This window comes from Pseudomonas sp. 44 R 15 (genome assembly GCF_900004965.1).
In the GTDB taxonomy this organism is placed as follows: Bacteria; Pseudomonadota; Gammaproteobacteria; order Pseudomonadales; family Pseudomonadaceae; genus Aquipseudomonas; species Aquipseudomonas orientalis_A.
On record NZ_CVTU01000112.1, the window covers coordinates 94,000 to 107,695 of the forward strand.

Genomic DNA, 13,696 nt, shown 5'->3' on the forward strand with positions numbered 1-13,696 from the left:
CGTCCGCACATGAGAAAAGCGAAGGGCACGGACCCTTCGCTTCTTTAAGCTCTACGCACCGACCATGGTCGGTGATACCACCTGAGTGAGTTCACCCGCGCGGGTTGGCGCGATGCCGGCCTCGAATTCAGGGCGGAAGTATTTGATTGCGCTGCCCAATGGCTCCACTGCGCCCGGTGCGTGAGCACAGAAGGTCTTGCCTGGGCCGAGGAAACCGACCAGCCCGAGCAGGGTTTCGATATCACCCTCGCGGCCTTCGCCGTTTTCCAGGGCCATCAGCAGCTTGACGCTCCACGGCAGACCGTCGCGGCAAGGGGTGCAGAAGCCGCAGGATTCACGGGCAAAGAACTGCTCCATGTTGCGCAGCAGCGAGACCATGTTCACCGTGTTGTCCACCGCCATCGCCAGGCCGGTGCCCATCCGGGTGCCCACCTTGCCGATGCCGCCGGCATACATCTGTGCGTCGAGGTGCTCGGGCAGCAGGAAACCGGTGCCGGCGCCGCCTGGCTGCCAGGCTTTCAAGGTGTAGCCGTCGCGCATGCCGCCGGCGTAGTCCTCGAACAGCTCGCGCGCGGTCACGCCGAATGGCAGTTCCCACAGGCCCGGGTTCTTGACCTTGCCGGAGAAGCCCATGAGCTTGGTGCCCATGTCTTCACTGCCTTCACGGGCCAACGATTTGTACCAGTCCACGCCGTCGGCGATGATCGCCGGCACGTTGCACAGGGTCTCGACGTTGTTCACGCAGGTCGGCTTGCCCCACACGCCCACGGCGGCAGGGAAGGGCGGCTTGGAACGCGGGTTGGCGCGGCGGCCTTCGAGGGAGTTGATCAGTGCGGTTTCTTCACCGCAGATATAACGCCCGGCGCCGGTGTGCACGAACAGCTCAAAGTCGAAACCCGAGCCCAGGATGTTCTTGCCCAGCAGGCCCGCCGCCTTGGCTTCGGCCACGGCACGGTTGAGGTGCTTGGCGGCGGTGGTGTACTCGCCGCGCAGGAAGATATAACCCCGATAGGTTTTCAGCGCGCGGGCGCTGATCAGCATGCCTTCGATCAGCAGATGGGGCAGTTGCTCCATCAACATGCGGTCTTTCCAGGTGTTGGGCTCCATTTCATCCGCGTTGCACAACAGGTAGCGGATGTTGATGGATTCGTCCTTGGGCATCAGGCCCCACTTAACACCCGTGGGGAAGCCTGCACCGCCGCGGCCTTTAAGGCCGGCGTCTTTCACTGTCTGGACGATATCGTCCTGGGCCATGTCGGCGAAGGCCTTGCGCGCGGCGGCGTAGCCGTTCTTGGCCTGGTATTCGTCAAGCCATACCGGCTCACCGTCATCACGCAGGCGCCAGGTCAGCGGGTGGGTCTCGGCCGAACGCTTGATCAGGTTGGCCGGGCCGAAGGAAGTCAGGGTCATGGGTAGCCCTCGAGCAATTGGGTCACGCCAGCAGGCTGTACGTCACCGAATGTGTCGTCGTCGATCATCAACGCCGGCGCCTTGTCGCAGTTGCCCAGGCAGCACACCGGCAGCAGCGTGAAGCGGCCGTCGGCGGTGGTCTGGCCGAGGCCGATGCCCAGTTTGGCCTGGATCTCGCTGACCACGGACTCGTGGCCACCGATGTAGCAAACCATGCTGTCGCACACGCGAATGATGTGGCGGCCCACCGGCTGGCGGAAGATCTGGCTGTAGAACGTGGCCACGCCTTCAACGTCGCTGGCGGGAATGCCGAGGATCTCGCCGATGGCGTAGAGTGCGCCGTCCGGCACCCAGCCACGTTCCTTCTGGACGATCTTCAAGGCTTCGATCGACGCCGCGCGCGGGTCTTCGTAGTGATGCAGCTCGTGCTCGATGGCCGAGCGCTCGGTTTCACTCAGGGTGAAACGGTCTGTCTGGATAAGCGTGCTGTTCATGCTTAGCGGTCCACGTCGGCCATAACGAAATCGATACTACCCAGGTACGCAATCAAGTCCGCGACCATCTCGCCTTTGATCACCGAAGGGATCTGCTGCAAGTGCGGGAAGCTTGGGGTACGAATCCGGGTGCGGTAGCTCATGGTGCCGCCATCGCTCGTCAGGTAATAACTGTTGATACCCTTGGTCGCTTCAATCATCTGGAAGGACTCGTTGGCCGGCATCACCGGGCCCCACGAGACTTGCAGGAAGTGCGTGATCAGGGTTTCGATGTGCTGCAGCGTGCGCTCTTTGGGCGGCGGCGTGGTCAGCGGGTGATCCGCCTTGTACGGGCCTGCCGGCATGTTGCGCATGCATTGCTCGATGATCTTCAGGCTCTGGCGCATTTCTTCGACGCGCACGATGCAACGGTCGTAGGCGTCGCCATTGGCCGCCAGCGGTACTTCGAACTCGAAGTTCTGGTAGCCGGAGTACGGGCGCGCCTTGCGCAGGTCGAAGTCGCAACCGGTGGAACGCAGGCCGGCACCGGTGACGCCCCATTCCAGGGCCTCTTTGGTGTTGTATTGCGCGACGCCGATGGTACGGCCCTTGAGGATGCTGTTATCCAGGGCGGCCTTCTGGTACTCGTCCAGACGCTTGGGCATCCAGTCGATGAATTCCTTGACCAGGCGCTCCCAGCCGTTCGGCAGGTCGTGGGCCACACCGCCGATGCGGTACCAGGCCGGGTGCAGGCGGAAACCGGTGACGGCTTCGATGACCTTGTAGGCGCGCTGGCGGTCGGTGAAGGTAAAGAACACCGGGGTCATGGCGCCGACGTCCTGGATGTAGGTACCCAGGAACAGCAGGTGGCTGGTGATGCGGAAGAACTCGGCCATCATGATGCGGATGGTGTCGACGCGGTCCGGCACTTTGATACCGGCCAGCTTCTCGACCGAGAGCACGTACGGCAGGTTGTTCATCACGCCGCCGAGGTAGTCGATACGGTCGGTGTAGGGGATGAAGCTGTGCCAGGATTGACGCTCGGCCATCTTTTCGGCGCCACGGTGGTGGTAGCCGATGTCCGGGACGCAGTCGACGATTTCCTCGCCGTCCAGTTGCAGGATGATCCGGAAGGCGCCGTGGGCCGAAGGGTGGTTCGGGCCCAGGTTGAGGAACATGTAGTCCTCGTTGGTGCCGGAACGCTTCATGCCCCAGTCTTCCGGACGGAAGCGCGCGGCCTCTTCTTCAAGCTGCTGCTTGGCGAGGGTCAGGCTGAACGGGTCGAACTCGGTGGCGCGGGCAGGGTAGTCCTTGCGCAGAGGGTGACCTTCCCAGGTCGGCGGCATCATGATGCGCGTCAGGTGCGGGTGGCCCGGGAAATCGATACCGAACATGTCCCACACTTCACGCTCGTACCAGCTGGCGTTCGGCCAGATACCGGTCACGGTCGGGACGCTCAGGTCGCTCTCGCTCAGCGCGACCTTGATCATCACGTCACTGTTACGTTCCAGCGACATCAAGTGGTAGAACACGGTGAAATCGGCGCCGCTCGGCAAGCCCTGGCGCTTGGTGCGCAGACGCTCGTCCACGCCATGCAGGTCATAGAGCATGACGTACGGCTTGGGCAGGTTGCGCAGGAAGCTCAGGACTTCGACGAGCCTGGCACGCGCCACCCACAGCACCGGCATACCGGTGCGTGTGGCCTGGGCGGTGAAGGCGTCAGGGCCAAAACGGTTATTGAGTTCGACAACCACATCCTGGTCGTCTGCCTTGTAAGGCGGGATATACAGAGCACTGCCTGTAGTCATGGTTTTTTATCGCTTTCGGTCAACGTAAAGAATGAAGCCAGGTTTTCGTTCTATAAAAAGAAGCGGGCTGGATCAGACTTCGTCGGGGCTGCGCAGGTTGGTGACTGCGATTCGCTGTTCGCGGCGCTGTTCCTTTTGGGACGGCATCTCGGCGCGGTACACGCCTTGATCGCCGACGACCCAGGACAGCGGGCGACGCTCCTTGCCAATCGATTCCTGCAACAGCATCAAGCCTTGCAGGAATGCTTCGGGACGGGGCGGGCAGCCAGGCACGTAGACGTCCACGGGCAGGAACTTGTCCACCCCTTGAACGACGGAGTAGATGTCGTACATGCCACCGGAGTTGGCGCAAGAACCCATGGAGATCACCCATTTCGGTTCGAGCATTTGCTCATAGAGACGCTGGATGATCGGCGCCATCTTGATAAAGCAGGTACCGGCGATAACCATGAAATCCGCCTGGCGCGGCGATGCCCGGATAACCTCGGCGCCAAAGCGCGCGATGTCGTGGGGCGCCGTGAAGGCGGTGGTCATTTCCACGTAGCAGCACGAAAGGCCGAAGTTGTACGGCCACAGGGAGTTCTTACGCCCCCAGTTGACCGCGCCACTCAGCACGTCTTCCAGCTTGCCCATGTAGATGTTTTTGTGGACTTGGTCTTCTAACGGGTCGGAAACGGTTTCCCGTTCGCCGATGGGGTACTGCTCGTTAGGAGCATCCGGGTCGATCCTGGTGAGATTGTATTGCATCGCCAAAGCCTCATTGTTTCAGCTTCGCTTGCCGCTTGCGACGAGCTTCCGGAGCCCAGTCAAGGGCGCCCACTCGGAACAGGTAGACAAGACCTGCCAACAGAATTGCTATGAAAACGAGAGCTTCGACGAATCCGGTCCAGCCGCTTTCGCGGACGGACACAGACCAGGCAAAGAGAAAGAGGGCTTCGATATCGAAGATCACGAAGAGCATCGCGACCAGATAGAATTTGGCTGAGAGCCGCAAGCGGGCGCCACCTGTAGGTAGCATGCCGGACTCGAACGGTTCGTTTTTGCTGCGACCCCAGGCTTTTGACCCGAGGAGGCTGGAGACGCCGAGCATGAAGGCGCAAAGCCCCACAACACCGAGGAGGAAAATGGCAAAGCCCCAGTTGTGGGCCATGAGTCCTGTCGCGTCGGTCATGCTGGAAATCCTTAACAGAGAGCAAAGGTCTCTGAGCTCGAAAAAGTCACGATGCAGTGACGATATGTCGCACTGCAATCAATCGCGGTGATTTTATGGCTAAACACCGGGCAAGTAAAATTCCTGTGGCGAAATTATTCGGCGGAATAAGCACATAGTGCACCTTTATAGGGCTGTAGCCCTTGCAGGGCGGGCATTAGCGGGCTTTTTATCAAATGTGTTTTGTTTAAGTGGTAACGAAGTTTTCTCATTCCAAATGATAATGAATATTGTTTGCGTGGGGTTTAAGCGAATGTTTCTCGTGTAGCGGGGTAAGTTGCCGTTACTTGGTTGAGTGTCGCTTAGTTATGGGTGCGCATCTTTTAACTGATTTGATCCGGGCGGACACCGCTCTGGATCAATGTTTTGCGCAAAATCCATTGTGGGAGGGGGCTTGCCCCCGATTGCCGGGTGTCAGTCAGCACATCGGTTGCTGGCCCACCGCTATCGGGGGCAAGCCCCCTCCCACATTTTGATCTGCGTTGTTCCAGCGGCATTTTTTACGCGCAAAAAAACGCCCCGAACCAGTCGGGGCGTGATGGCTGTGCGGCACTGCGGTTAGGTCTTCCCTGGGGCCACAGTGGCCGTGTACTCAGTCACTCAGTGGAACTGCTCTTCCTCGGTCGAACCGGTCAGCGCGGTCACGGACGAGGTGCCGCCCTGGATCACGGTGGTCATGTCGTCGAAGTAGCCGGTGCCCACTTCCTGCTGGTGCGCCACGAAGGTGTAGCCTTTGGCGGCGTCAGCGAATTCCTGCTCCTGCAGCTTCACGTAGGCGGTCATGTCGTTGCGGGCGTAGTCGTGCGCCAGGTTGAACATGCTGTGCCACATGTTGTGAATGCCGGCCAGGGTGATGAACTGGTGCTTGTAGCCCATGGCGGACAGTTCACGCTGGAACTTGGCGATGGTCGCGTCGTCCAGGTTCTTCTTCCAGTTGAAGGAAGGCGAGCAGTTGTAGGACAGCAGTTGGTCCGGGTATTCCTTCTTGATCGCTTCGGCGAAGCGACGCGCTTCGTCCAGGTCCGGCTTGGCGGTTTCGCACCAGATCAGGTCGGCGTACGGCGCGTAGGCCAGGCCACGGGCGATTGCCTGGTCGAGACCGGCGCGCACTTTATAGAAACCTTCCTGGGTGCGTTCGCCGGTGACGAATGGCTGGTCGTACGGGTCGCAGTCCGAAGTCAGCAGGTCAGCGGCGTTGGCATCGGTGCGCGCCAGGATGATGGTTGGCGTACCGGCAACGTCAGCGGCCAAACGGGCGGCGGTCAATTTCTGTACGGCTTCCTGGGTCGGAACCAGCACTTTGCCGCCCATGTGGCCGCATTTTTTCACCGAGGCCAGCTGGTCTTCGAAGTGCACGCCGGCGGCGCCCGCCTCGATCATGCTCTTCATCAGCTCGTAGGCGTTGAGTACGCCGCCGAAACCGGCTTCGGCGTCGGCCACGATAGGCGCGAAGTAGTCGATGTAGCCTTCGTCGCCCGGACCTTTACCGGCTTTCCACTGGATCTGGTCGGCACGACGGAACGAGTTGTTGATGCGCTTGACCACGGTCGGCACGGAGTCCACCGGGTACAGCGATTGGTCGGGGTACATGGATTCAGCGGAGTTGTTGTCCGCGGCCACTTGCCAGCCGGACAGGTAGATCGCCTGGATACCGGCTTTTACCTGCTGCACTGCCTGGCCGCCAGTGAGGGCGCCCATGCAGTTGACGAAATCTTTGTCGGGACGGAAGGACGGCTTGGCCCCCTGGGTGACCAGGTTCCACAGCTTCTCGGCGCCGAGTTTTGCAAAGGTGTGCTCAGGTTGGACCGAGCCACGCAGGCGGACGACGTCAGCAGCGGAATAAGCGCGGGTCACGCCTTTCCAGCGTGGGTTTTCAGCCCAGTCTTTTTCAAGGGCTGCAATTTGCTGTTCGCGTGTCAGTGCCATGTAGTTAAACCTCGTCGTCGCGTCTTGTAGGGTTCGAAGGCCCTTCCCAGGGCCCTTGATTAGCGGGAGCGAGGCCATCATGCACAGCCTTTTTGGGGGCGTCAAATGTTTTGTAGTGCTTTTTTTCAGGCACTACATATTTAGTCTAATACGACTCGCCAGTCAGTTTTTGGTGCTTCAGTTCAGCGTGTCGACCTTGACCCGCACCGTCACGTCATCGCGGCCCTGAGTAGCGTAGCTGCGGGTTGTAGAGGATTTATCGGCCTGGGTCTCACGGTTGACGCCGGCCAGGGAAATCCATTCGCCCAGGCGGCCGCTGACAGTTGTGTCGGTACTTTGTACGTTCACTACATCGGGACGTTCCTGGCTCATGCGGTCACGGTTGGTACTGATGGCCAGGTGAACGGTCTCGCCGGTGACGCTGGCGGTCACGTAGAAACCCTGGGTGACGTTGCGATACTGGGTCTGGTTCTGCAGGCGCCCGTAGCTGTCCTGCTGGGTGGTGGTCAGCGGTACGCTTTGGCCGACCTGGATCAGCGCCGGCACGCCTTCGCTGGCCTGGACCTGCTGGATGCCGCCGTCGCGGCTGGTGGTGCCGTAGCTGATGATACGGGTCTGGCTGTCGCCGCTGGTCTGCTGGTTGTTTTCATTGGTGTCGACCGTGATCAGCAGGCGCTTGGCCGGGGTGTCGAGTTGAGCGAGCAGGGTGCGCAGGCCTTCGATCTTTGCCGGCGCCGCGTTGACGATGAGCTGATTGCCATAGGCACTCACGGTGCCGTCCTTGCCGATAAAGTTCTGCGCCACGGGCAGCAGGTCGGCGCTGGTGCGGTTGCTCAGGTTGACCACTTCGGTGTCGGCCATGGCCGATGCGCTGGCAGCCAGGAGGAGGGCGGTGAGCAGGGTGCGTAGGGACATGTCCGTTATCTCTGCAATTCATTTGGCTTGGATAGTGCCAGTTTGTCGGCCCGGCGGGTCGCAAGTTGAATCGTAGACGGCAAAATGCCCTGGCAAGGCAGGGCATTTTGTGGTGTTGCTGAAATAGCTATCGGGGGCAAGCCCCCTCCCACATTTTGACCGAGTACATCTTCAAGTGTGGGAGGGGGCTTGCCCCCGATAGCCGCGACGCGGTCCCGGATCAGTCCCCGCGCACCATATCCACATGCGGAATCCCGACTTCAAGAAACTCATCACTGACAATCTTGAAACCCAGCCGCTCGTAGAACGGCGCCGCATACACCTGCGCACTGAGGAATTGCCGGCTCTGGCCGCGCTTCTCGGCCACGCCGATCACCGCTTCCATCAACTTGTCGCCGACCTTCAGCCCGCGCCAGTCCTTGAGTACCGACACGCGGCCGATCTCGCCGCTGGGCAGCAGCCGAGCGGTGCCAATCGGGAAATCACCTTCGAACGCCAGAAAGTGCATCGCACCGGCGTCGTCCGCGTCCCATTCCAGCTCGGGTGGAACCGATTGTTCGGCGATGAATACCGCTTCACGAATGCGCCGAATCTCGTCGATATCCTTTCGCCAGTCCGCGACACTTACGTGAATCCTATTCATCCGCAAACCCCAGGCTGCCTTGCTTGACCAGTTCGCACAGCAGGTCGCGGCCGTCTTCGTCGGCCAGCCAGGCGCCGAGGTTCTCGCTGTGCAGGGCGTCTGCCGAGCACACCAGTTTCAACAGTTCGCGCAGTTTGCCCGGCAGGTAACGGCTCTGGCCGCTGGCGAACAGCAACACGTCGTCGTCCACTTCCGACCAGGCCAGGCGCGCACTCGGGTTGCGCACCAGGATCGCGCCGTCTTGCAGGCTGCTGATGAAGTCGTCCTCGCCCAGCTCTTCGCCTGCCACCAGCTCCGGGTAGCGCGGTTCGGTCATGAACTGGCCGAACCAGGTCAGCAGCATGCGCTCGTCGCTCATGTGCTCGGCCAGCAGGCTCTTGAGGCGATCCAGCGCATCGCTCTGAATCTGATGCGGGTCGCTGACCGGCTGGGCGTCGGCATCGGTGTAGCGCTCTTCGTCGGTCAGGTATTGGCTGAGGAAGTCGGTGAAGTGGGTCAGCACCTCGGCGGCGCTCGGCGCACGGAAGCCTACCGAGTAGGTCATGCAGTCGTCTTCGGCAATGCCGAAATGCGCCAGGCGCGGCGGCAGGTACAGCATGTCGCCCGGTTCGAGGACCCATTCGGCGCTTTCTTCGAATTCGGCGAGGATGCGCAGGTCGGCGTGCTGCAGCAGCGGGCTTTCAGAGTTGCACATCTGGCCGATTTTCCAGTTGCGCTTGCCCTGGGCTTGCAGCAGGAACACATCGTAGTTATCGAAGTGCGGGCCGACACTGCCACCCGGCGCGGCGAAGCTGATCATCACATCATCGATGCGCCAGCTTGGCAGGAAGCGAAAGTGCTCGAGCAGCTCGGCGACTTCCGGCACGAACTGATCCACCGCCTGTACCAGCAGGGTCCATTCACGCTCGGGCAGGGTGCTGAAGGCGTCTTCGGCGAACGGGCCGCGACGCAGCTCCCACGGACGTTCGCCGTGTTCGATCACCAGGCGCGACTCGACTTCTTCTTCCAGGGCCAGGCCGGCCAGTTCGTCGGCGTCGATCGGGCTTTCGAAGTCGGGGATGGCCTGGCGGATCAGCAGCGGTTTCTTCTGCCAGTAGTCGCGCAGGAATTCCCGTGCCGTGATGCCGCCCAGTAGTTGAAGAGGGATATCAGGATTCATGTGTAACCTATTGAAAAAAAGCACTTTTAAGACAGGAATAAAAACGCCCGGCGCGGCCGGGCGTCTCAAAGGGTCGGGCGATGATCAGATGCGCTTGGCTTGCTCTACAGCGTTACCGATGTAGTTGGCCGGGGTGAGCAGTTTCAGCTCGGCCTTGGCGGCAGCTGGCATGTCCAGGCCGTCGATGAAAGTTTGCAGCGCATCGGAGGTGATGCCCTTGCCGCGCGTCAACTCTTTGAGCTTCTCGTATGGGTTTTCGATGTTGTAGCGGCGCATCACGGTCTGGATCGGCTCCGCCAGGACTTCCCAGCAGGCATCCAGGTCAGCGGCGATTTTCTGCTCGTTGAGCTCCAGCTTGCTGATGCCCTTGAGGCTGGCTTCATACGCGATCACGCTGTGGGCAAAGCCCACGCCGAGGTTGCGCAGTACGGTGGAGTCGGTCAGGTCGCGCTGCCAGCGCGAGATCGGCAACTTGCTGGCCAGGTGCTGGAACAGGGCGTTGGCGATGCCGAGGTTGCCTTCGGAGTTTTCGAAGTCGATCGGGTTGACCTTGTGCGGCATGGTCGACGAACCGATTTCACCGGCAATGGTGCGCTGCTTGAAGTAGCCCAGGGAGATGTAGCCCCAGATATCGCGATCGAAGTCGATCAGGATAGTGTTGAAGCGTGCGATCGCGTCGAACAGCTCGGCGATGTAGTCGTGGGGTTCGATCTGCGTGGTGTAGGGGTTGAAGCCCAGGCCCAGCTCGTCTTCGATGAAGGCGCGGGCGTTGGCTTCCCAGTCGATCTCGGGGTAGGCCGACAGGTGTGCGTTGTAGTTGCCCACGGCGCCGTTGATCTTGCCCAGCAGCGGCACGGCGGCGACTTGTGCGATCTGGCGCTCCAGGCGGTACACCACGTTGGCCAGTTCCTTGCCCAGGGTGGTCGGCGATGCCGGCTGGCCGTGGGTGCGCGAGAGCATCGGCACGGCGGCGAAGCGAATCGCCAGTTCGCGGATCGCTTCGGCGGTCTGGCGCATCAGCGGCAGCATTACGTCATCACGGCCTTCGCGCAGCATCAGGGCGTGGGACAGGTTGTTGATGTCCTCGCTGGTGCAGGCAAAGTGGATGAACTCGCTGACCTGGGCCAGTTCCGGCAGCTTGGCCGCTTGCTCTTTGAGCAGGTACTCGATGGCCTTGACGTCGTGGTTGGTGGTGCGCTCGATCTCTTTCACACGCTCGGCGTGCTCCAGGGAGAAGTTTTCCGCCAGGGTATTCAAGGCAGCGTTGGCCTCGGCGGAAAACGCCGGCACTTCGCTGATGGCGGGGTGAGCGGCCAGGCGCTGGAGCCAGCGCACTTCAACCAGGACACGAGCACGGATCAAACCGTATTCGCTGAAAATAGGGCGCAGGGCCTGGGTTTTGCCGGCGTAGCGGCCGTCAACAGGGGAAACCGCAGTGAGCGAAGAAAGCTGCATGGGGTGTTCTCGGACAGTCGGGCAACGAAATGGGGCGCGTATCATACATGAAAAAATTCGCCGGTCCGTCGCCAACTGACCGGCGTATTACGCGTAACAGCGTGAAAAAGGTTTGCTGGTGCGACTTATTCGTTGCGCATCAACGGGTAAAGCTCTTTGAGCAATTTGCGTCGGCTGATCACCAACTGCCAACGATGACCGCCCAACTGGCGCCACAACCGCGCCGAACGAATCCCCGCCAGGAGCAGGGCGCGGATTTTCGAGGCGTTGTTTGGTTGCTGCAGGTTGCGCATGTCGCCGTGCACCTGGATGCGCTGGCGCAAGGTGCTCAAGGTGTCCTGATACAGCGCGCCACAGGCTGCGATCACGTTTTCGTGGGCCGGGCCAAAATGTTCAACCTGGGATTGGATCTGCGGCAGGCGTTTGCCGATGGTTTCGAGCAGGTCGTCGCGCTTGGCCAACTGGCGCTCGAGGCCGAGCATCGACAGGGCGTAGCGCAAGGGTTCGCGCTGCAGGGTGCTGGGGTCGCGTTCCAGGGCGCCGATCAAGGCCCGGTAACCTTCACGCAAGGCCAGGTCGTCGCCGCCGTAGACTTCCAGGGTGTCCTTGGGGTCGCGGATCAACAGGCTGCCGAGCATGCAGGTCAGGCCTGCCTCGGTGACCTGGCCGGTCTTGGCGATCTTGTCCACCAGTACCGCAGCGAGAAATACACCGCCAAGGGCCGTCAATTGCTCTTGGGTCGGGCTCATGCCGGGTTGCTCCAGGCTTGCGCGACTTCGATGACGCCGCCGCCCAGGCAGATTTCGCCGTCATAGAACACCACGGATTGGCCTGGAGTGACCGCGCGTTGCGGGTCATCGAAGGTGGCGCGGTAACCCGTGGCGGTTTTTTCCAGGGTGCACGGCTGGTCGCTCTGGCGATAGCGTACTTTGGCGGTCAGCCGGCGCGGGGCGCTCAGGTCAATCGGGTTGACCCAATAGATGTCCGAAGCAAGCAGGGCGCCTGAGAACAGCAGCGGGTGTTCGTTGCCCTGGCCGACGATCAGCACGTTGTTTTCCAGGTCCTTGACCAGCACGTACCACGGCTCTTCACCGGCGTCTTTCAAACCGCCAATGCCCAGGCCCTGGCGCTGGCCGATGGTGTGGTACATCAGGCCATGGTGACGGCCGATCACTTCACCCTCGGTGGTTTTGATTTCGCCCGGTTGTGCCGGCAGGTATTGCTTGAGGAAGTCGCTGAAGCGGCGCTCGCCGATAAAGCAGATGCCGGTGGAGTCTTTCTTCTTGGCGGTGGCCAGGCCGTGTTTCTCGGCGATCCTGCGCACTTCGGGCTTTTCCAGCTCACCGACCGGGAACAGGGTCTTGGCGATCTGTTCACCGCCGACGGCGTGCAGGAAGTAGCTCTGGTCCTTGTTCGGGTCCAGGCCCTTGAGCAGTTCGGTACGGCCATCGATGTCGCGGCGGCGTACGTAGTGGCCAGTGGCGATCAGGTCGGCGCCCAGCATCATGGCGTAGTCGAGGAATGCCTTGAACTTGATCTCGCGGTTGCACAGGATGTCCGGGTTCGGCGTACGGCCGGCCTTGTATTCGGCCAGGAAGTGCTCGAACACGTTGTCCCAGTACTCGGCGGCGAAGTTGGCGGTGTGCAGCTTGATACCGATCTTGTCGCACACGGCCTGGGCGTCCGCCAGGTCGTCCATGGCGGTGCAATATTCCGTTCCATCGTCTTCTTCCCAGTTCTTCATGAACAGGCCTTCCACCTCATAACCCTGCTCCATGAGCAGAACGGCGGAAACGGAAGAATCCACGCCGCCGGACATGCCGACGATGACGCGCTTCTTTTGTGTGTCAGAAGGGGCTGGATCACGCATAGGGTTTCAACGGGTGTCTTGAAAAAGGACGCGATTCTAGCAGGCCTGGGCCCGCAAGGCTAAAGAGAAGGACGGATCAATTCCAGGCTGTGACGCTGGCCGGCCAGATAATCATCGATACAGCGGATGATCAGCTCGCTGCGCCAGTCGTCGCGCAGGCCCATCAGCTCGTCCCGGGTCAGCCAGCGGGCGCGTAGGATGCCTTCGTCGAGTTGATAGTCCGGGTGGTGTTTCAGCGCCTTGGCGATGAAACAGACCCGTTGATAGGTCACGCCGTTGCTCGGGGCGGTGTAGAGGTAGATGCCGACGATGCCGGTGGCTTCGACGTCCCAGCCGGTTTCTTCGAGGGTTTCACGCACGGCGGCTTCGGTCAGGGTTTCGTTCGGGTCCAGGTGGCCGGCGGGCTGATTGAGTACGGCACGGCCGCCCTTGAGTTCTTCGACCATCAGGAAGCGGCCGTTGTCTTCGACGAGGGTGGCGACGGTGATGTGGGGGAGCCAGGTCATGGGGTGCCTCTAGATTCAGGGAGGGGCGGTGCGTTCTTGGGTCAGGATTGTGCAGGCAATGTGGGAGCTTGCTCCTGATGATGGCCTCTGGGTCGACCAGGATGTTGTGTCGATCCCGGTCCAAATGTGGGAGGGGCGGTGCGACGAATCGACTTGCCCCCGATGGCGGCCTCTGGGCTGGTCGGGATGTTGGATTGGACCGGGTACATATCCGTTTCTGCGCTAAAGGCTGCTAATGGTTCCGCTTTTACAGCGGCTCACTTTTGAAAAGCGCAAAAGTAAGCAAAACGCTCTTGCCCCACCACTCGGCACCTCGCTTAG

Annotated in this window: 13 protein-coding genes; all 13 read right to left on the minus strand. The window is 61.0% G+C overall.

Annotated features, from left to right (window positions below; genetic code table 11):
- Nucleotides 1-51: 51 nt before the first annotated feature.
- The 13 genes from nuoF to BFP93_RS22170 all read right to left on the minus strand — a co-directional run bounded on the left by nuoF (nucleotide 52) and on the right by BFP93_RS22170 (nucleotide 13,375).
- On the minus strand, nucleotides 52-1,410 hold the full coding sequence (gene nuoF, locus BFP93_RS22110; RefSeq protein WP_057024316.1) for an NADH-quinone oxidoreductase subunit NuoF: 1,359 nt from the start codon (nucleotides 1,408-1,410) through the stop codon (nucleotides 52-54).
- Nucleotides 1,407-1,904: an NADH-quinone oxidoreductase subunit NuoE gene (nuoE, locus tag BFP93_RS22115; protein ID WP_003232080.1), complete on the minus strand. Its 498-nt coding sequence runs from the start codon at nucleotides 1,902-1,904 to the stop codon at nucleotides 1,407-1,409. Before nuoE ends, nuoF begins: the two co-directional genes overlap by 4 nt.
- Before the next feature lie 2 nt (nucleotides 1,905-1,906).
- Entirely contained in the window at nucleotides 1,907-3,691 is a 1,785-nt protein-coding gene (gene nuoC / locus BFP93_RS22120; protein ID WP_057721785.1) for an NADH-quinone oxidoreductase subunit C/D, read from the minus strand.
- A gap of 72 nt (nucleotides 3,692-3,763) precedes the next feature.
- Nucleotides 3,764-4,438, minus strand: coding sequence for a NuoB/complex I 20 kDa subunit family protein (locus BFP93_RS22125; RefSeq protein WP_003174719.1), 675 nt, complete (start codon nucleotides 4,436-4,438; stop codon nucleotides 3,764-3,766).
- A 10-nt stretch (nucleotides 4,439-4,448) separates the two neighbouring features.
- Nucleotides 4,449-4,862 (minus strand): NADH-quinone oxidoreductase subunit A, encoded by a 414-nt coding sequence (locus BFP93_RS22130; protein WP_003192109.1) that lies wholly within the window; start codon nucleotides 4,860-4,862, stop codon nucleotides 4,449-4,451.
- Nucleotides 4,863-5,501: 639 nt separating this feature from the next.
- The gene (gene aceA, locus BFP93_RS22135; RefSeq protein WP_025858968.1) at nucleotides 5,502-6,827 is read right to left on the minus strand and encodes an isocitrate lyase; all 1,326 of its coding nucleotides are present in this window, start codon (nucleotides 6,825-6,827) and stop codon (nucleotides 5,502-5,504) included.
- A 177-nt stretch (nucleotides 6,828-7,004) separates the two neighbouring features.
- A complete protein-coding gene (locus tag BFP93_RS22140; RefSeq protein ID WP_065894938.1) occupies nucleotides 7,005-7,742 on the minus strand; it encodes a secretin N-terminal domain-containing protein in 738 nt (245 codons plus the stop codon).
- Between the two features lie 220 nt (nucleotides 7,743-7,962).
- Nucleotides 7,963-8,385 (minus strand): GNAT family N-acetyltransferase, encoded by a 423-nt coding sequence (locus BFP93_RS22145; RefSeq protein ID WP_065884955.1) that lies wholly within the window; start codon nucleotides 8,383-8,385, stop codon nucleotides 7,963-7,965.
- A complete protein-coding gene (locus tag BFP93_RS22150) occupies nucleotides 8,378-9,544 on the minus strand; it encodes a ribosomal protein uL16 3-hydroxylase (RefSeq protein WP_065884956.1) in 1,167 nt (388 codons plus the stop codon). The genes BFP93_RS22145 and BFP93_RS22150 overlap by 8 nt, the downstream gene beginning before the upstream one ends.
- A gap of 84 nt (nucleotides 9,545-9,628) precedes the next feature.
- Nucleotides 9,629-10,999 (minus strand): adenylosuccinate lyase, encoded by a 1,371-nt coding sequence (gene purB, locus BFP93_RS22155; RefSeq protein WP_065894939.1) that lies wholly within the window; start codon nucleotides 10,997-10,999, stop codon nucleotides 9,629-9,631.
- A gap of 125 nt (nucleotides 11,000-11,124) precedes the next feature.
- Nucleotides 11,125-11,748 carry a high frequency lysogenization protein HflD gene (gene hflD, locus BFP93_RS22160; protein ID WP_017137510.1) on the minus strand — a complete coding sequence of 208 codons (624 nt, stop codon included), beginning with the start codon at nucleotides 11,746-11,748 and terminating at the stop codon, nucleotides 11,125-11,127.
- Entirely contained in the window at nucleotides 11,745-12,869 is a 1,125-nt protein-coding gene (gene mnmA, locus BFP93_RS22165) for a tRNA 2-thiouridine(34) synthase MnmA (RefSeq protein WP_065894940.1), read from the minus strand. Before mnmA ends, hflD begins: the two co-directional genes overlap by 4 nt.
- Before the next feature lie 59 nt (nucleotides 12,870-12,928).
- On the minus strand, nucleotides 12,929-13,375 hold the full coding sequence (locus BFP93_RS22170) for an NUDIX hydrolase (RefSeq protein WP_065894941.1): 447 nt from the start codon (nucleotides 13,373-13,375) through the stop codon (nucleotides 12,929-12,931).
- Nucleotides 13,376-13,696: the final 321 nt, after the last annotated feature.